The sequence below is a fragment of the Paenibacillus sp. H1-7 genome, assembly GCF_022354825.1.
Lineage (GTDB): Bacteria > Bacillota > Bacilli > Paenibacillales > NBRC-103111 > Paenibacillus_S.
The window spans coordinates 3,451,248-3,470,432 of record NZ_CP031168.1 but is presented as its reverse complement, the minus strand read 5'-3'; the positions used below and the strand labels follow the sequence as shown (position 1 = coordinate 3,470,432).

At 51.1% G+C, this 19,185-nt stretch carries 16 protein-coding genes and 1 pseudogene; 4 read left to right on the top strand and 13 right to left on the bottom strand.

Going from position 1 to position 19,185, the window contains the following annotated elements; genetic code table 11:
• Positions 1-7: 7 nt before the first annotated feature.
• The 6 genes from DVH26_RS15495 to DVH26_RS15470 all read right to left on the bottom strand — a co-directional run bounded on the left by DVH26_RS15495 (position 8) and on the right by DVH26_RS15470 (position 7,140).
• Positions 8-349 carry a cyclic-phosphate processing receiver domain-containing protein gene (locus tag DVH26_RS15495; protein WP_239634591.1) on the bottom strand — a complete coding sequence of 114 codons (342 nt, stop codon included), beginning with the start codon at positions 347-349 and terminating at the stop codon, positions 8-10.
• 118 nt (positions 350-467) lie between these two features.
• Entirely contained in the window at positions 468-1,307 is an 840-nt protein-coding gene (locus DVH26_RS15490; RefSeq protein WP_239634590.1) for a deoxyribonuclease IV, read from the bottom strand.
• Between the two features lie 12 nt (positions 1,308-1,319).
• A complete protein-coding gene (locus DVH26_RS15485; RefSeq protein ID WP_239634587.1) occupies positions 1,320-2,129 on the bottom strand; it encodes an Fpg/Nei family DNA glycosylase in 810 nt (269 codons plus the stop codon).
• A 165-nt stretch (positions 2,130-2,294) separates the two neighbouring features.
• Positions 2,295-3,737: a ribonuclease H-like domain-containing protein gene (locus DVH26_RS15480; protein WP_239634585.1), complete on the bottom strand. Its 1,443-nt coding sequence runs from the start codon at positions 3,735-3,737 to the stop codon at positions 2,295-2,297.
• A 102-nt stretch (positions 3,738-3,839) separates the two neighbouring features.
• Positions 3,840-6,092, bottom strand: a complete 2,253-nt coding sequence (locus DVH26_RS15475) for a DEAD/DEAH box helicase (RefSeq protein WP_239634583.1) — start codon at positions 6,090-6,092, stop codon at positions 3,840-3,842.
• A gap of 133 nt (positions 6,093-6,225) precedes the next feature.
• Positions 6,226-7,140 carry a DUF4097 family beta strand repeat-containing protein gene (locus tag DVH26_RS15470; protein ID WP_239634581.1) on the bottom strand — a complete coding sequence of 305 codons (915 nt, stop codon included), beginning with the start codon at positions 7,138-7,140 and terminating at the stop codon, positions 6,226-6,228.
• 308 nt (positions 7,141-7,448) lie between these two features.
• On the opposite strand from DVH26_RS15470, the gene DVH26_RS15465 reads away from it, so the two are divergent.
• The 3 genes and pseudogenes from DVH26_RS15465 to DVH26_RS15450 form a co-directional block, all read left to right on the top strand.
• Complete coding sequence (locus DVH26_RS15465; RefSeq protein ID WP_239634580.1) at positions 7,449-8,141, top strand: response regulator transcription factor; 693 nt, start codon at positions 7,449-7,451, stop codon at positions 8,139-8,141.
• Positions 8,119-10,206: a sensor histidine kinase gene (locus DVH26_RS15460; protein ID WP_239634578.1), complete on the top strand. Its 2,088-nt coding sequence runs from the start codon at positions 8,119-8,121 to the stop codon at positions 10,204-10,206. Before DVH26_RS15465 ends, DVH26_RS15460 begins: the two co-directional genes overlap by 23 nt.
• 706 nt (positions 10,207-10,912) lie before the next feature.
• Positions 10,913-13,207: pseudogene (locus tag DVH26_RS15450) on the top strand (Gly-Xaa-Xaa repeat protein); the annotation flags it as partial.
• Positions 13,208-13,409: 202 nt separating this feature from the next.
• Here the strand turns inward: DVH26_RS15450 and DVH26_RS15445 are convergent.
• From DVH26_RS15445 to DVH26_RS15420, 6 genes are all read right to left on the bottom strand, one after another.
• Complete coding sequence (locus tag DVH26_RS15445) at positions 13,410-13,622, bottom strand: hypothetical protein (RefSeq protein WP_239634576.1); 213 nt, start codon at positions 13,620-13,622, stop codon at positions 13,410-13,412.
• A gap of 109 nt (positions 13,623-13,731) precedes the next feature.
• Positions 13,732-14,700: a metal-dependent hydrolase gene (locus DVH26_RS15440; protein WP_239634574.1), complete on the bottom strand. Its 969-nt coding sequence runs from the start codon at positions 14,698-14,700 to the stop codon at positions 13,732-13,734.
• 11 nt (positions 14,701-14,711) lie between these two features.
• On the bottom strand, positions 14,712-15,689 hold the full coding sequence (locus DVH26_RS15435; RefSeq protein ID WP_239634572.1) for a lysophospholipid acyltransferase family protein: 978 nt from the start codon (positions 15,687-15,689) through the stop codon (positions 14,712-14,714).
• Positions 15,690-15,735: 46 nt separating this feature from the next.
• Positions 15,736-16,509, bottom strand: a complete 774-nt coding sequence (locus tag DVH26_RS15430) for a GNAT family N-acetyltransferase (protein WP_239634570.1) — start codon at positions 16,507-16,509, stop codon at positions 15,736-15,738.
• 211 nt (positions 16,510-16,720) lie between these two features.
• Positions 16,721-17,413, bottom strand: coding sequence for an LrgB family protein (locus tag DVH26_RS15425; protein WP_239634568.1), 693 nt, complete (start codon positions 17,411-17,413; stop codon positions 16,721-16,723).
• Complete coding sequence (locus DVH26_RS15420; protein ID WP_239634556.1) at positions 17,400-17,756, bottom strand: CidA/LrgA family protein; 357 nt, start codon at positions 17,754-17,756, stop codon at positions 17,400-17,402. Before DVH26_RS15420 ends, DVH26_RS15425 begins: the two co-directional genes overlap by 14 nt.
• A gap of 137 nt (positions 17,757-17,893) precedes the next feature.
• On the opposite strand from DVH26_RS15420, the gene tlp reads away from it, so the two are divergent.
• Entirely contained in the window at positions 17,894-18,115 is a 222-nt protein-coding gene (gene tlp / locus DVH26_RS15415; RefSeq protein ID WP_239634555.1) for a small acid-soluble spore protein Tlp, read from the top strand.
• 65 nt (positions 18,116-18,180) lie between these two features.
• Here tlp and rnz read toward each other — a convergent pair whose 3' ends face one another.
• The gene (gene rnz / locus DVH26_RS15410; protein WP_239634554.1) at positions 18,181-19,140 is read right to left on the bottom strand and encodes a ribonuclease Z; all 960 of its coding nucleotides are present in this window, start codon (positions 19,138-19,140) and stop codon (positions 18,181-18,183) included.
• Positions 19,141-19,185 lie beyond the last annotated feature (45 nt).

The window sequence follows — 19,185 nt, the reverse complement described above, 5'->3', positions numbered from 1 at the left end:
TCACAACCTATTCTTCTCTAGTATTTGCTATAGCGGTAAGTCTGGCATAAGGAACGGGGCTGCCGTACAGTTCTACCTTATCCGGCTTGCTCTGGTACAGCAGCTCATACATGCCTCGTCTTCCTTCGAAGCTTGAACTATGCATATAAATCTCCTGAGGAAAACGCTGCGATGCGATGATGAATCGCACAACATCCATGCCGGTCGGCTGATCCCATCCCAAGTCGTAGTCAAGCGATAAGATCGCGATGTCGCACTCCTGCAAAAGCATAATGCATTCGTCAGCGCTGCGTGCCAACACGAAGCCGGCTGGACAGGCTCTGTAATCATCCAAAAAAACGTTGATCATGGTAATGCTTCTCCCCTCCCGCTCCCGCTTCCATCTTGTAGATCGGTCCTTCGCCATGGATTCAGACAAGGGAAATAGTAGAAGCCGCCGATGGAGCGATAGTAGAATGGTTTGCCTATTATGTAGGGGACAGCTCTTTAACAAAGCGGATTTCCGGTCCATGATCGCCCCCCCGCGGCACCGGAGTTTCCAATACGACAGGAATATCCATCGCCGAGAACGTCTTCAAGCATTGACGAAACCGGTCGGCTCCAATGCTGCCTGTTCCTATTATAGCATGGCGATCCTTGCCCATTCCCCCCTCGTAAAGGGAGTCGTTCAGATGAACGGCGAGCAAATGGTCCCAATACCCGAGACGGGCAGCCTTCTTGTCCAGCTCCGCCCAGCCGCCTGGTGCTGAGGACCACAAACCGCATGCGTAGGCATGGCACGTATCGAAGCAAAACCCGATATGCTCGCGATAGTCGGATAACGAGCGGATTTGAACCAGCTCCTCCAAGGTCGTCCCCATCGCAGAGCCTTCACCGGCCTGATTTTCTATCAGCAGCTTGGCCGCACCATGCCAGCCCTCAAGAACTTCATGAAGACATTGTATAATATTTTTGTAGCCTTGTAACGGGTCCGCCCCTTTATATTTGCCAAAATGAACCACGACCCCTACCGAGCCGCAAGCCTCGGCAATGGCCAAATCGTTGCGAAGCGACCTTACGGTCGCCTGTCTAAGCTCGGGCGTTTCGATTGCCAGGTTGGTGGGATAGGGGGAGTGGGCGATCGAATACATACGGTGCGTCCTGCAATAATCCATGCAGGCTTCTGCATCTTTGGGATTCCACTGCTTCACGGACAAGCTGCGCGGATTTTTGGGAAAATATTGATAAGCCGAAGCTTCGAGCTTACTCGCTAGCTTAGCCGCTTCCAAGAAGCCATTGCGAATACTGAGGTGGCATCCGATGTTCATCGTGTCCGCCTCCTAATGCTGACAGTGCGTGCAGCAAAAAGATTTTTTTGAAGAAACATCTCGTCGTTCAATCGGATGGCCGCAGCGGACGCAGGGCTCGCCTTCCCGGTCGTAAACTTTGCATCGGCTGTCGTAACCGCCTGTCAACTCATCGCCGGCATACAAAGGCATGTCCATGTACCCGCCATATCGCGTCGCTTCGGATAGAACATGCTGCATCGAATCGTACAATCGCGCTGACTCCTCCACTGACAATCGATCGCACTTCCGGGATGGCAGCAGCCCGGCTTCAAAGCAGATTTCATCGGAGTAGCAGTTGCCGATACCGGCCATTACGGCTTGGTCAGGCAATGTCGCCTTTAATGTCCTGCTCTGCTTGTGCAGCAAGGAAGCGAACCGCTCCGCGGTAAAGGAACGGTCCGTCGGCTCCGGTCCGAGCTTTTGCAAGAACCGATCCGCCTCATCGGGACTGTACAAATGCAAATAACCAAGCCTGAGTCCGATAAAAAAAAGGTTCATATCATGAAAGCTCATCGTCACTTGTACAGTACGATCCGGTTTGTCTTCCTTGGAGCCATAGAACATGATGCCCCCCAGCATCAAGTGGAGCAGTAAAATCCGAGCGTTGCTCAAATGAAACAACAGATGCTTCGCTCTCCGTTCCACCCTCTGGATTGATGTTCCGATTACCTCGTTTCTAAACTGGGAGACGGGGACGTTAATCGACTTCTCCCGCTCTACCTGGACATCGGTGATGAGGTGTCCGACCAGCCGCTGATTCAGCAGCAGCTTATAATTCTCCATTTCCGGCAGCTCCGGCATAAGCAGCACTCCTTCTTAAGACGATACAGAATAAGACCAAGAAAGGTCCTTCAGGCCTCGCAGAAAAGCCTCTTCAATATCTCCTTATATTTCCAAAAAGGAGCGGTTTTATGCCGTTCAGCGCTTCTTTTCGCCTCAGCTGACCAAAATAAGGCTATCTTCATCTCAGATTAAGCTGTCCATGCTATATCCGGTTTCGCCGCCTGCAGCCCTTCTTCGGCTTCCGGACCGACGGCCCGAAGCTTCGCTCGCCTTACGGGCAGCTGGATTAACGTTATTTGAGCGCTCTATTTTGGACTTGAGCCGTGCCAGGCGTTTCTCCAGCTCAGCCGTCTGATCGTTCTGCTTTTTTTCCTCACTGGTCATTCCTTTTCGACCTCGAGCCCCAAGGAGTCCCGGCCTGGCCAGCGATTTGCGCTGCCGCGCTTTGTTCAAAGCCTCCTCTGCGTACTGCAGAGCGAGCAGAAGCCGCTTCTCCCGATGCTCATAGTGCATCGACAATTCGATATACGGCTCGACCGAAGCCATGCTTCGATGTCCTTTACGCAGCACATAAGCGGTCCATAACCGGCAGGCGGTCTCATAGTCGTGCGTCTGCTTATATACTTGCGCCAGCGGCAATAAATAGTCTTCTTCCTGCTCTCCGGAATCGTCTTGAAGCAGGCGCTCCTTCAGCTGATCCAATACGTCCTCTGCGTAGGAGGATAGCTGCAGCTTAAGGAACCAGAGCCCCAGGCGGAAATGTTCTTCCAGGCCCATTTCGGATAGCGAGAATTCGCCGCGAAGAATTCGGGCGAAGTGAATCGACAATCCGGCCAATGACAATATATCGAGCTCATTATGGATAAATATGCCTTTTACGACCGTTGCATCCTTGTCCGCCAAATATTGAAAATATAGCGCCGGAGCCATCGAACCGGGAAGATCGTCCTGCCTTTCCACGTGAAGCCTGTCTTCCTCGACTTTGCCCAGCCGGCACGACGGCAGAGTGTGCTTCCACAAGCTGCGGGACGGATACAAGAAATCCAGATGGCCCGCGATATCCGGCTCCGATGGGATGCGGTTCAATATGTACCGGTTTTTGATAAGGGGCCAATCGAACGTCTTGCCGTTATAAGAGACCAAATACGGATGCCGTTGGAGCCTCTCCTGCAAATGATGAAGCATGGCCAGCTCTTCCGCCGGATTACGAATAAACATTTGCTCCACGACGAACTGCCGGTCCTCGTAAAAGCCGATTCCTATCATAAATGCTACGTTGCCGGCTCCAACTCCCAATCCCGTCGTTTCGGTATCCAAATACAAAAGCTTGTCGTACGGCATCCCTTCCGCCGCAGCCTCGACATCTCCCGGCAGCAAGATCGACAGCAGCTCGTCCGCCTGCCCTTCCAGGTCTCCAATAGCATACCGGCCATGACGGAAGTCATTTCCGTAACGGATTCGCCTCAGCACAAACGAACCGCGCTCGTTATGCTCCATTTGCGCCCCGATGAAGCTCCACTCCCCTTGCTCGTCCGCCTCCCTGCTAATCTCGGCAGGCGCAGCAGCGGATGGTGCCGCCTGTTCCGTCTTCTTATGCCTCAGCAGCCGCTCCCGAAGCCCGCTCATCGCGGCACCTCCGTTGGATCGGGCAGCTGCTCAGCCACGGGCAATAACCGACATTGCATCATCTCGTTCAGCCTCCCTTTCAAGTTCGCCCCTTCGATGAGGTCATAGTCCCGCCAGCAATTCAATGCTCTTTTGCTTGGCGCTCAGCCCCTCGATCTCCGTGCCGATACATGAAGGGCAGCCGTCCTCACATGGACATCTTCGAATCAAATTTCTTGCAGATGCTTTTATTTCGTCAAACCGTTTGTACACGTCCTCGGCCAATCCGATCCCGCCGGGATAATGGTCATAGATGAAGATCGTAGGCAGCTGCGTATGCTCGGCTCGTATTTGCGATACGACATGAATATCGCTCCGGTCGCACATGACATGAATGGGAACGATATGCCTCAACACATTCGAAATCCCGAGAAGCAGCTGCTCCAGCGTTTTCGTGCCTATGCCCGGGTCCGTCTCCTTCAATTCTATCCAGGTCGAGCTGGTATGCAGCTCCTCTTCGGGAAGGCTGATAGGGCCGTATCCGATATTTTCAAACGTGGTCAGCTTGATTTTCTTAAAAATCGTCGGCATGGCGTTAACAACCACGTCGCCGTAATGCAGCGAAGCGGTTCTCCTATGCTCCGTCCGGTCCGTGTCCAGCACTTTCAGCTTTACAGCCAGGTTCGCGTCCGTGTAATATTCCACACTGACTTCCCTTACGTAAGCCTTCTTGTGGTCCCAATCCAGCTTCTCGACCTGGTATTGTACCCCCTCGTGCAAATAGATCGCCTCATCGTGCAGCAGGGTCATCGCGCTGAAACGGTCCATTTCCCCGATGATTCTTACGTTGGCTACGTCGGATTGATCGACGATCACTACGTTTTCCTGCGCTGCCGAACGCAAGCTCACTTCACTGGCCGGAAACGACTGGTTCGCCCAATAAAACGTATCCCCTGCATAATGGAGCACCTTCTCGTCTACCAAATATTCCAATAGCTCCTCGATTTCGAGCGGGCCGAATTCCTCCCCTTTTTTAAAAGGAAGCTCATACGCCGCACACCGCAAATGATCGACCAAAATAATCAGGTTCTCCGGGTTGATTCTGGCGGATTCCGGAGACCGGTCGAAGAAATATTCCGGATTTTGTACGATATACTGGTCTATCGGCGTATTGCCGGCAACCATCACCACCAGGGCTTCCCCATGCCGCCTTCCGGCCCGGCCTGCTTGCTGCCATGTACTTGCGACACTTCCGGGATATCCCGTCATAATGCAGACCTGAAGCTGTCCGATGTCTACACCCAGCTCCAGAGCGTTCGTGCTTACGACGCCCAAAATATCCCCGCTTCTCAGCCCTCTTTCGATTTCGCGCCGCTGATTCGGCAAATAGCCGCCGCGATAGCCTCTTATCGATTTGGCTCCGATATCGTTTTTAATAAGCTCCTGCAAATGGCTTAGAATAATTTCGACCCTCACCCGGCTGCGGGCAAACACGATCGTCTGTATTTTATTCGCCAAAAACTCCTTAGCCACGTGGTTCACTTCGGCTGTCGCGCTTTTCCGGATGTTTAACGGCTTGTTCACAATCGGAGGGTTATAAAAAACAAAGTGCTTTCTCCCGCGCGGCGCCCCATTATCGTCAATTAGCCGCATGGGACTCCCTGTCAGCTGCTCGGCAAGCTCCTTAGGATTAGCGATGGTTGCAGAGGTACAAATAAAAATCGGATTGCTTCCGTAAAATTTGCAGATTCGTTTCAAGCGGCGTATTACATTCGCAACATGGCTGCCGAATACGCCACGATATGTATGAAGCTCGTCAATAATAATATATTTAAGATTGCTAAATAAACTGACCCACTTCGTATGATGGGGAAGAATGGCGGAATGCAGCATATCCGGGTTGGTGATGACGATATGCCCGACGCTTTTTACAATCTGCCGAATCGCCGGGGACGTATCGCCGTCATAGGTGAAGCTTTTGATATCGATTCCCATCTCCGCGATAATTTCGTTCAGCTCGCTTTTTTGGTCTTGCGCCAGAGCTTTCGTCGGGAACAAGTACAGCGCCCGGCTAACGTCGTCATTGGCTATCGTCTGCAGCACGGGAAGGTTGTAGCACAGCGTTTTGCCCGATGCGGTCGGAGTTACCGCTACGATATGTTCCCCCTTTAGTACGGTTGTTTCGTAGGCGGTATATTGGTGAGTATACAGCTGCTCAATTCCGCGTTTGGCTAATGCGGCTCTAATTCTCGGGTCTACGCTTTCCGGTATCGGCCTGGTTTTGGCTTCTTGCGGCTCGACCTCGTGCCAATTGATGATATTTCCATTCCCTCTCAATTCTTCAATCAATTGGGACAAATTTTTCTTACGGAACATGATTGGGTCACCCCTTATTAAGAACTACTGTTCCCCTATTATAAACTTGTATGGAAAAATAAAAAAGCCCCTTGTCCAGGGCTTTCAATGATGTTCATAAGGCTGACGGATTCAGCACCGTCATTCGTTCCTTTCAATCCTGCCCCAGAGTAAAGTTCCCCGAGCCGGTGCGAACCTTCAGCTGAGTTGTACCGGAGCCGAAGACGCCTTTCAGCGTACGGCCGTCCTCGCCTTTTTCTTTATACGTTACATTATCCCACTCTATGTTTCCGCTGCCCGAACCACCGTTATATTGAACCGTCAACGACTTGGGCTCATTAGCAGTTTTCACCGTAACATCGCCGCTGCCGGCTTTTAAATCCATATCTTGATCCAGCTCGTTCACTGCAACATCAATATTTCCCGAGCTGGTCTCTCCTTTAATGATGGCCTGCCCTCCGGACAAGCTCACGTCTCCGCTCCCTACATGAAAAGTCAGGTTTTTGGCTCTGAATGCATTCGATTCGATATTTCCCGAACCCGCTTGCAGCGTAACTTGGCCTGCTTCAATATCGTTTGCGGTTACATCGCCGCTATTAGCATGTACGTCTATGTTCGTCCCTTTCAGCTCTTCTATGTCTACATCGCCGGATACGGTTTGGACCTTGACGTTCTCCCATACTTGCTCCGGAAGCTCTACGGTTAAGTTCAGATCCGAGAAGCTCATGCCGAACGGGAAGCGCTCCGGAATCTCGACTTTTAGCTCCAGCGTATCGCGCCGAGGGTCTGCCTGCAGCTGAATGTTATCGGCAGCGTCCCGCTTCACCCGGCCGTCCAGTCGAATTTCGATAGCTTCGGAATGTCCGCGTACAACTTTCACATCCGTCCTTCCTCCATCGATATTCACACTGCGGATGCCCTCTGCTTTTACCGTTTTCTCTATATCTACCGTTTTCGTATTCCAGGAAAACACATTTGCCGCAAAGCCCTGCTCGCTTATAAATACACCCAGTAAAATGACAAGCCCTGCCGTAATGAAAAGCTTGCCCATTCCTGATCCTTTACTCATGTTTTTCTCTCCAATCGATCCCATTTGATTTATTTTTTATTTGCTTGACTCGCATGTTTAATTTATCATGAACACTCATGGTGACACACTGGACCGCCGAACAGAATCATACCCGACTATAGTCTAGGGGGATATTTGGCAGTATGGATACACCGAGTCACCTAGATATCGGCCGGCTTCCGTTTAAAGTCTTCATAAATTTGTAAGGATTTTGTCTAGTTATTTGTAAAAAGTATCTTGTAGTATAGACTTAAGTTTTTCGCGAAAAGCCAAAGGAAAGAACCCGTTAGGACAAAGGAGTCGTAGAAGTGCAAACGTACAATATCCTCGTCGTGGACGACGAATTGGAAATTCAAGAGGCGATAGAGATTTATTTGACTAACGAACGGATGAACGTATTTAAAGCGAACGACGGCGAAGAGGCGCTGCAGCTGCTTGAACGCGAGGAGATCCACTTGATCGTCATGGATGTTATGATGCCCAAGCTCGACGGTGTGAAGACAACATATAAGATCAGAGAATTACATAACGTTCCGATCCTGATGCTTTCGGCCAAAACCGAGGATACGGACAAAATACTGGGCCTTACGGTCGGTGCGGACGACTACATGAGTAAACCGTTTAACCCCATGGAGCTGGTGGCGCGGGTGAAGTCCCAATTAAGAAGATATACGCATCTCGGTACCTACAAACCGAACGACGACGAGCTTCAAGTAAGGGGTCTCGCGCTCAATAAGCGGATGAAAACCGTCACACTGGACGGGGAAGAAATCAGGCTCACGGCTACGGAATACAAAATTCTGGAGATGCTGATGGAGCATCGGGGCAGAGTATTTTCCATAGAGGAAATCTATGAAAACGTTTGGAAAGAGCCCTACTTCAACGCGGAGAATACCGTTGCGGTTCACGTAAGACGAATCCGGGAAAAAATCGAGGTCAACCCGAAGGAGCCTCAATATTTAAAGGTGGTGTGGGGAATTGGATACAAAATTGAAAAGTAAGGCGACGCCCTTGATCGCCTGGGCATTGCTGCTTGCGTTCACATCAGCCGCCTTTTTGTCGGGATGGGATGTGGTTACTCACCGGGCATTTTTCGATACGTCTTACTATTTTAAAAGCAACGCTTTTTACAACCAAATAGAAACTCATTGGAAGCTGATCAAATATATACATCTGGATAATAAAAATTACCCTCAATTACCTCGTGAGGATAAATTGAATGATGATTGGATCCTCTATTTGAAAAAAAGCTATGACGAACAAAAGCAAATGAACATGAATACAGGCTCGCGAATCGAAGCTATGCTCGAAAAAGATATAAATCAATATCTAGCTTATAAGGAACACGAATATAACCAAGTGAAAAAAAGCCTCGACAGCCGCAGCGGCGTTTTCAAATATTACATAAAAGACGTCGGTTCCGGAGAAGTATACACGAATATTCCCAATTCATCAGAGCAGGGGGTTAAGCTGTACCCAGCTCTTTACCGAATCGAGCTTCCAACGAATCAATTGATGAATCAGGCTTTGCAGCCGATCAACCGATATTTTCAGCAAAACCGGCTGACAGGCACGCTATTCATTCCCGAGACCGTAAATGAGCACAGCCAGATCCACTCGGACTATGCGTACTACTTGGCGATTCGCGAGAGGATCATTAAGGAAAGCGTCTTGTTTGGTGTTTCCTTGCTTTTGACACTCATTTTGATTGCCGTCATCCGGAAATCGGGCTGGGCTTTGAGCTTCGCTTCGAGTGTCCAGAACGGATTCAGGCAAGTTCCGCTCGATGCACGGTTTGCCGTCCTGCTAATCATCTGTTTAGTCTCCTTCTCTTACGTTCATCCGTCTGAGCTGTTCCGCATACCGGTTGATCCCGTGCGGGTGCTGCCGGTCGTTTTCCTTGCCGTGGTTGCAGCTCTATTGATCCTTCAGTGGCAGGAAGTCTTATTGCTTTATCGCAACAAACCGGAGCTTAAGCGTCAGTGGCAGGAAACTTACATTTTTCGTCTTAGACAGTTCATTGGCGGCAGTGTGGCTAACCGGAATTTGTTTGTTAAGGCTGCTCTGATCTTTGGCGCTTCTATTTTGCTGGTTATTTTTAGTGTTGTTGGCATCATCGGCTTGGATGACGGCGCCGGCGGTGCGATTGTCGTCTCGGCTCTATACATTTTGCTGTATCTGGTTGTTATCCTGCCTTACATCCTTACACGCATCTCGATGCTCAGCTCCATACTGGCCGGTGCGGAGGCCATTGCTGCAGGTGATTTCAACCAACCCATCGAACCTAAGGGACGCGGCAATCTGGCAGCTCTGGCAAACCATTTGAATAATATGAAAGCCGGCTTCAAGTCCTCTCTGGAACAGCAAATGAAAAGCGAAAGACTGAAGTCGGAGCTGATTACGAATGTTTCGCACGATCTCAAGACGCCTCTTACTTCAATCATTAATTACGTAGATTTGTTAAAGCAAGAGAACCTTACCCAAGACCAGCGGGATAACTATATCGAAGTGCTCGATCGAAAAGCTCAACGTCTGAAGGCGCTCATCGACGATTTGTTCGAGGCTTCCAAGATGGCAAGCGGGGCCACAGAGCTTACCCTTGAGAACGTCAATGTCACATCGCTTCTAAGACAAACGCTGGCGGAGCTCAGTGAGCAAATCGAAGCCTCCGGTTTACGTTTCAAAATAACCGTACCTGACAAAAAAGTCGAAGCTGTCCTGGACGGCAAAAAAATATGGCGTGTGTTCGAAAATCTGATCGGCAACGCATTGAAATATTCCACGCCGAATACCCGTGTGCACATTACCTTAACGGAAAGTACCGATAAAATCACATTCAGCATTAATAATGTGTCTGCTTATGAAATTGAGTTTGAAGCTTCGGAGCTGCTGGAGCGGTTCAAGCGAGGCGACGCTTCCAGACATACGGAAGGCTCGGGACTTGGACTGGCTATTGCCAAAAGCATCATTGATCTGCATGAAGGCGAGCTTTTGATCCAGATAGATGGCGATTATTTCAAGGTTATCGTAACGTTGAGCAAGAATCCGGCAGTGTCGCAAAGGTGAAGAGCTAAACAGGAGCTAAAGCTGTGCAGGATTTGACCCTCACTTATCTGGAGGCTGTCAGCGAGAAATTCGTTGGCGGCCTTCTTGATGCTTTGCCGGCTTTTCTTCCAACCTCCCCTGTTATTGATTTTAGTGTCATCTAAATACTCTCTGGTCTGCATCCTCATTGAATTCTTTGTTAACAGAACATTCGTTCCTCTGTTTAATCTGATTGCTTGGAAAAGAACAAAGCAATAATCACATCTCCATTGCTTGGGCAGATACACGGTATGGATCGAAATTGAATTGAACCATTGGATGACGTTGTTATTTTAATTTTCTGAATATTTTGTCGTTTCCTGCGCTTTCCCGGGAAAAGTTTTTAATTACCTACGTTCGCTACTATTCTAGCTTATAGTTGCTAGCAGATTTGTTTAACTATTTATCTATTAAAAGGCACAAAATGGTAACAATTGCCGTTACCCGTTAAAATCTTCATCATATACTTTAATATTCCAAATTGAAAGGAGTAGATTGATTCATGGCTTTTACACCTGGACCTCCGGGACCTCCCGGACCTGTTGGACCTGTTGGGCCAACGGGCCCGACGGGCCCGACGGGACCTACTGGAATGACGGGATATACTGGCTATACTGGACATACTGGAGCTACGGGCGCTACGGGCGCTACGGGTCCAACCGGTCCAACCGGTCCAACCGGTCCTACTGGACCGACGGGACCTGTCGGACCTGCTGGAGCTGACGGTGCTCCTGGACCGACTGGGGCTACGGGCGCTCCCGGACCTCAAGGCGATCAAGGACCGGCGGGCTCTACTGGCGCTACGGGCGCTCCTGGGCCTCAAGGCGATCAAGGACCAGCGGGCTCTACTGGCGCTACGGGCGCTCCTGGGCCTCAAGGCGATCAAGGACCAGCGGGCTCTACTGGCGCTACAGGCGCTCCTGGACCTCAAGGTGACCAAGGACCAGCGGGCTCTACTGGCGCTACAGGCGCGCCTGGACCTCAAGGTGACCAAGGACCAGCGGGCTCTACTGGCGCTATGGGCGCTCCTGGACCTCAAGGCGATCAAGGACCAGCGGGCTCTACTGGCGCTACGGGTGCTCCTGGACCTCAAGGCGATCAAGGACCGGCGGGGGCTACTGGCGCTACAGGCGCTCCTGGACCTCAAGGCGATCAAGGACCGGCGGGGGCTACTGGCGCTACAGGCGCTCCTGGACCTCAAGGCGATCAAGGACCGGCGGGCTCTACGGGGGCTACTGGCGCTCCTGGACCTCAAGGCGATCAAGGACCGGCGGGGGCTACTGGCGCTACAGGCGCTCCTGGACCTCAAGGCGATCAAGGACCGGCGGGCTCTACGGGGGCTACTGGCGCTCCTGGACCTCAAGGCGATCAAGGACCGGCGGGCTCTACTGGCGCTACGGGCGCTCCCGGACCTCAAGGCGATCAAGGACCGGCGGGAGCTACGGGCGCTACGGGTGCTCAGGGCGATCAAGGACCTCAAGGTGATCAAGGACCGGCGGGGGCTACAGGCGCTACGGGTGCTCAGGGCGATCAAGGACCTCAAGGTGATCAAGGACCTTCCGGTGCTACAGGCGCTACGGGTGCTCAGGGCGATCAAGGGCCTCAAGGTGATCAAGGACCTTCCGGTGCTACAGGCGCTACGGGTGCTCAGGGCGATCAAGGGCCTCAAGGTGATCAAGGACCTTCCGGTGCTACGGGCGCTACGGGTGCTCAGGGCGATCAAGGGCCTCAAGGTGATCAAGGACCTTCCGGTGCTACGGGCGCTACGGGTGCTCAGGGCGATCAAGGGCCTCAAGGTGATCAAGGACCGGCGGGGGCTACAGGCGCTACGGGTGCTCAGGGCGATCAAGGGCCTCAAGGTGATCAAGGACCGGCGGGGGCTACAGGCGCTACGGGTGCTCAGGGCGATCAAGGACCTCAAGGTGATCAAGGACCTTCCGGTGCTACAGGCGCTACGGGTGCTCAGGGCGATCAAGGACCTCAAGGTGATCAAGGACCTTCCGGTGCTACAGGCGCTACGGGTGCTCAGGGCGATCAAGGACCTCAAGGTGATCAAGGACCTTCCGGTGCTACAGGCGCTACGGGTGCTCAGGGCGATCAAGGACCTCAAGGTGATCAAGGACCTTCCGGTGCTACGGGCGCTACGGGTGCTCAGGGCGATCAAGGACCTCAAGGTGATCAAGGACCTTCCGGTGCTACAGGCGCTACGGGTGCTCAGGGCGATCAAGGACCTCAAGGTGATCAAGGACCGGCGGGGGCTACTGGCGCTACGGGTGCTCAGGGCGATCAAGGACCTCAAGGTGATCAAGGACCGGCGGGGGCTACTGGCGCTACGGGTGCTCAGGGCGATCAAGGACCTCAAGGTGATCAAGGACCTTCCGGTGCTACGGGCGCTACGGGTGCTCAGGGCGATCAAGGACCTCAAGGTGATCAAGGACCTTCCGGTGCTACGGGCGCTACGGGTGCTCAGGGCGATCAAGGACCTCAAGGTGATCAAGGACCTTCCGGTGCTACGGGCGCTACGGGTACACAAGGGCCAACCGGACCTGGCTCAGCAGCTACCGGCTTACAAGGAACAATTCCTACTAACATCCCGACAGTAGGTACACCAGTAACTGCAGCAACCCTCAACATTCCTGTAAACGCCGGTTCTAACCAAGTTATTGTGGATGGCGTTGTTACGGTTAACATTAGCTTTAATACTCTAGTCGCGCTAGCTGCAAGCCCTACAATTACGGTTGAATTGCTTGATGGAGCTACAGTAGTTGCAACTACTGTTAACTCGGATCTATTGTCGCTTGGAGCAGGCGTCTTTAATTACCAACGAACCATTCCAATGACTTATTTCAATTCAGCTACTGATGGCACTCACACCTATACACTAAGAGTTACCGTAACAGGTATCACTATAGTCATCGGAACTACCACCGCAGCTATCACTTACTCCTCCCTGACAGCAACGACCGGAACGGTTCCTGTATAATAAGCTTAAATAAAAAAGGAATGACACCCTCACGGGCGCCATTCCTTTTTATTTACTGGTTGTGACACACAATCGCAACCTAATATTATTCTCTATTCCACTCAAGTAAATCACCAGTTCGTCTTTACATAACAAAATCTATCAAAAATTCATTGTATCAGCAAAATTAATGTCGTTTCCTGCGCTTTCCCGGGAAAGTTTTTTACAGCAAGTCCGACGAATCGTCGTAATCGAACCTTAATTCATCACGATCCACCGTCAATGTAGTATGTTTGCTCATTGCTTCCTCTGCTTTGCTCTGCAGCTTGCCCAGCACTTCCCGGTATTGCTTGACGTTTGAATCTTTGGCCTCCGCTTGAATCGCTAATTGTAAAGCTTGCTCGATCACGGCAATATCCTGACTTGTGAAGTTCATGCTGGCATCCCCCCTGAGCATCGTTTTTCACACCCGACTAGTATATCCCATATTGAGGATATTCATACAAAGAAAAGGCCGAATTACGGCCTCTTCGCCTCATTTTCTTTTAAACAAACGGCGGGTCCCACACTTTTTTTCGCCATCCTAGGGATTGATCGACGACATTCAAATTACGGTCCAAGTACACATCGACTCCGAAAGGGAGCTGGTGATTATGCCAAAAGCGGACATCGCGCCACTTAACGACATATCCGTCGTTTTGCTCCGTACTGATGACATACACCCTCTGGGCAAAATGCAAAAAAGCTCTGACTCCGTCCGTCGACATCGTTGCCTGAACAATCGAATCCGCCGCATCTTTGCGATACACATCCTTGATCGACACAACACCCCGATGCAGCGTTCCTGTTGTAAAATGGCTCTCTGTTTCCACTACGAACTGCCACCGGTACCACAACATTCCCGGCAATACATGGCATACTCCGTCGAAGCCTACATGCCGGCGAACGACCTCCACCGCCTGACGATGCTGTACCGTGCGCACCCCGATATACATGAAGGTCACCGCATAAATCCCTGCAAACATCCAGCCGAATGGAATTCCCGGCACATTCAGCAGCCACAGCAGCAGCCCTGCGGAGTGAAGCAGGAACAGCCCCGGCTCGAACAAAGAGAGCACGTCAAGATGGTGCCATTTTTGCGAAAAAGGCCGAAAGCACTGGACCCCATAAGCATTAAACCAATCCAGAAATACATGAAACACGACTGCGAAAAAAGCCCAAAGCCAAACCAAATGAGCATGCTCCCATACTCCGAACACCGCAGTCACAGGAATGGAAAGGACAACAGGCCATATCAAAAGCGCAGGCAGCGAGTGGGTTATTCCGCGATGAATTCGTATATAGGCGGAATATCCTTTCAGACGGGCAATGGTATCGAAATCCGGAGCATGCGAGCCGATTAAGGTTGCCGCCATAATAGCATGACTGAGCTCGGGCTGATGGGCTATGACCGGGTGAAGCGCAGCCAAGCCGGCCAGAGTCGCACCGAACAGCAAATGACTTCCCGTATCCATTGTCTTCCCTCCTAAGCTGAATGGGATGCTTGCTTGCCTTCCGTCCGGCTTTGCGTATTTCCCGGGGAGTTCCCGTTCGAATTATGGGCCGTTGGATCTTCCTGCCATCGCTCCTCTGCATTGAACCAATAAAACCATTGCGCCGGATAGCTGCGTATCACCTGCTCCATGAATCGGTTCAACAGCTTGGTAGCTTCCCTTCTCTGAGTCTTCTGGTAGGAAGCATACAAATGCAACGGCTGCTCGAAGGTCAGACGATGGACAAACCCTTTCTCCCTCCTGCCGTAAAAAGGGATTACAGGCACTTCGTCGCCGATCGCCAGCAAAGCAGCGCCCTCCGGTGTCCGTGTCACCCGTCCGAAAAACCGGGAAATCGGAAACGACTCGCGGTAAAAATCACCTAAAATAAAAACGACACCGTTGGCCGCTATATGTTGTCGAAGCTTTCGTACAAGCTCCAGCGGAGGCGTGCTGTCATAGTCCAGCCCGTCACAGCCCATATCCCGAAAGTGGAAATACAGCGGACGCAGCTCCGGACTCCCGGCTGTTGCAATCGTTAAGCATGGATATTTTTTACATAAATACCAATAGTAATAAAAGAAATTCCCTTCGTGAGGCGTATACACAATAGCACCGCGCCCCAGACGCAGCGCTTCCTCCAAATGAGCCTCGCCGTCGACGCGAAACCGCCAATCTTCACTGCCGCTGAGCCTGTGGGAATCGATGATGATTTCATAGAGCGTGATAACGAGATTTTGATAAAATTGAAACCGGCAGCTCGCGATTTCCTTCCTGGACCGATCTGGGAGCATATCCATCATGTTGCGTAAAATATTATCGCGAAGCCCTTTTCCCGCAGCCACAAACAGCATTATACCTACACAGCGGCACAGCAGCAGGATGACCGGACGCGGAATCAAGCGGCTCCAAGAAGCCATAGTTTGCAGCGCTTTTCGATTTCCGGTTATAGCTCCAATCCACTCGTACAAAGTCACCCTCCCCTTTTTCGAACATGGTATACGTTCATAGCCCGGTTCACCGCTTCAAAAAATGCTTCTTATATTTGCGGGTAACGCGATCCTTTTCCAAAACGATAAAAAAGTCAACCGTATCAAAAATAGCGTCGTAAGCCGGATCTCCGCCGATTTCAGCTCCAAGCCACTGGTAGCCCTTCATAAGCGGGGGCAGCTTGCGAAACAGCTCTTTTTCATTCAAATCGCATTCCAATTGCTGTAACCCCTGGATCTGATGCGTCGGATGCGGGTGGATCCCAAAACGATCTGTAATCACTTGTTTATGCTTAAGCAGGCTGTAGATGAAGTTCACTTCTTCCATAGACTGCATATGAACGCTGGCGCAGCCGATCAGGAACCGGTAATCATACTCGGTAATATAAGAAGCTATTCCTTCCCACAGCATCTGGATCGCTTTTCCGCTCCGGTACGCCGGATCGATACAGCTTCTCCCCAGCTCCAATGCATCTCTCTTCCATTCTTGAATACCGGATAAATCAAATTCCGTCTCCGAATAAAAGCCAATGTTGCTGATAGCCCGCTCGCCTGGCAGCAAACGGTAAGTCCCTACCACATGATCACTATCCAGATCTTTCACTATCAAATGATCGCAATAGGTATCGTACGGATCCTGCTCCAAGCCGTTCTCGTTCAGCAGCATCATGTTCCGTTCCTCTTCGACAAAAACTTGATACCTTAAGCGCATGGCCTGCTCTATTTCTTCCGAATTGGCAGCCAGCCTCACGCACAGGTTAGACTGCGAATGGCTTGCTTGAGTAGCCGTTTGAATCATCATCAACACGCCTTTCTCAGGGAAAGTGGAGTGGAATACCTTGTAAGCGTAGCAAATGATTATTATGATAACGTTTGCGCGTTGTTAATGTTTTGTAAGGATTACGGCTGCTTGTCCAATCGGAAAATAGAAAAAAAACAGAGCGCCATGCACTCTGCTTTGAATAGTAATCATGTTTTATTTGTAAACTGGCTTTAGGGTTCAAGCCGATCGGTTAACGGAACAACGAGTAAAGCGGGATGAACAAAATGGATGTGATGATGGCGGCCGCTCCCATCGCAAACCCGCTGACACTGCCCTGGAGCTCCGAATCGCGTATGATTCTGGCCGTCCCGATTCCATGCGCCGCGGTGCCGATAGCCGTACCAATCGATATGTCATCACGTACACCGCTCAGCCTTAATAACGCGGGGCCGAACATGCTTCCAATTAAGCCGGTTAACACGGTCAGCACGGCTGTTAATTCGGGAATTCCCCCGGACTGACGGGATATTTCCAATGCGATCGGTGACGACACCGATTTGGGCATCATCGTAAGCATCAATTCTTTGGAGCCGCCGAGACTCCATACGAACGCCGCAGACAGAATAAGCGCGCTGACGGATCCGACGGTGATGCCGCCCAAGATGGCAGCCAAATTGGTTTGGATGCGCCGGGCATTTTTATACAGAGGGATTCCAAGCGCTACCGTTGCTGGCCCCAGGAAGAAGATCAGCATATCTCCTCCGACCCTATAAGCTTCATATGGGATATCTCCTGCCAGCAAGAACGCGATCACAAGCCCTGAGCTTAAAAATAACGGATGCAGCCACCGCCGTTTGCGATTGACAATCAGCGCGATTGAATAGCAGATCACGGATAGTGCAATTCCGAACAAAGGCTGTGCGACAAATTCATCGGGACTCATGCTGCTCGCCTCCTTTTCGTTTCCACAGCTTCACCGACCAGCCGGTGACTAGGAGTACTCCCGCTGTGCTGGCAAACAAACTGACAAGCAGCTGCACGGCATAGACGCCTATGTAATGAAAAAAAACCATCGTGCCCACGACAAAAGGAATAAAGAAGAGCAGCATATGCTTAATCAGAAATTGTCCCGCATCCTCCACCCATTCGAGCTTCACCAGCTTCAAAAACAAGCTCGCGGTAAATAAAATCAGTCCGATCACATTGGCCGGAAGCGGGATATGAGCTGCTTCATGCAGAATTGATCCGAGCAAATAAAACCCGATCAATATGGATAAACCGATCATTCGTTCCCCATCCTTCGAAAGATTATGATCCATCATGAATAATTTCACGTCCCGTGAGGGATTGTAAACCTTGGCGAACGGCATATAGCCGTGTGTCCGATGACTTACTATATGAATTAAAGGAGCTGTTAACCACCATGGCCAAACCGGACAATCGTGCAGACAATGTAGAGCATTTGCAAAAAAGCATCGACAACACCATTGAAAACATGGAAGAGGCTGAACAATACTTAGCCGAGCATGCCGACGAAATCAGCCCTCAAGAGAAACAAGACATTGAAACGAAAAATGAACGCAGAGAAAAAAGCCTAGATTCCTTCCGTCATGAGATCAAGGACGAAGCTAATCAACAAGAGTAGCCTTAGTTGTATTCATAACGAAGCCGCCCCGTCCTTGACAGAACGGGGCTTTTTCCTGCAAGCACTTAGTTTTCAAGTACAGCATGTCTCTTCCTTGGTACTTCAAAGGACCATAAATCCCGCGCCAAATAGGTTTCGGCATGGATCTCTTTCGCCTCATCCACCAGCAGCTCCGCCTCATCCTTCTGATAACGCGAGCTGATATGCGTAAGGATTAATGCTCCAACACCGGCTTCATTGGCGGTTCGCGCCGCATCCTTCGCCGTAGAATGGTCGTACGCCACGGCCAGATCTTTTTTCTGTTCCGCAAAAGTTGCCTCATGCACGAGAACGTCGGCATCTACCGACAGCTTCAATGAATACTCGCACGGCTGCGTATCGCCAAGTATCGTCACGATTCTGCCGGGGTAAGACGGACCGATAAACTCGCTCGCCTTAAGCTCTCTGCCGTCGTCCAGCACGACATCGATCCCTTGCTTGATCAAGCCGAATACAGGTCCGGAAGCGAGCCCCAGCTCCTTGAGTCTCTCTACCTGAAGTCTGCCGGTTTGCGACTTCTCCGCGATCCGGTACCCGTAGCTCTCGACCCTATGGACCAGAGGTGCAGCCGTGACGATAAACTGCTCGTCTTCGAACAGCAGAGACTCCTCCTGGACGCTGAATTCTACGATTTCAAGCTCATATCCGAGATGTGCCTGGCTTACCTCTAACGCGGTCCGTACAAAGCGCTCCGTCCCTTTGGGGCCGTAGATCGTGAAAGGAGTTCCTGTATCACCACCCTGATAAGAGCGGCTCGTCAGCAAGCCGGGCAAGCCGTACAAATGGTCGCCATGCAAATGCGTAATAAACAGCTTCTCCAGCTTGCCTATTCTGATAGGCGACCGCAATACTTGATGCTGAGTCCCTTCGCCGCAATCGAACATCCAGTACGAGTTCCGTTCGGACAACAAGTTCAGGACGACGGATGTAACGTTTCTTTCTTTGGAAGGCATGCCTGCCCCCGTACCGAGAAAATATAGCTCCACTACCGCTTCTCCGTTTCATCACATTCTAAGTTTATAGGGAAAGAG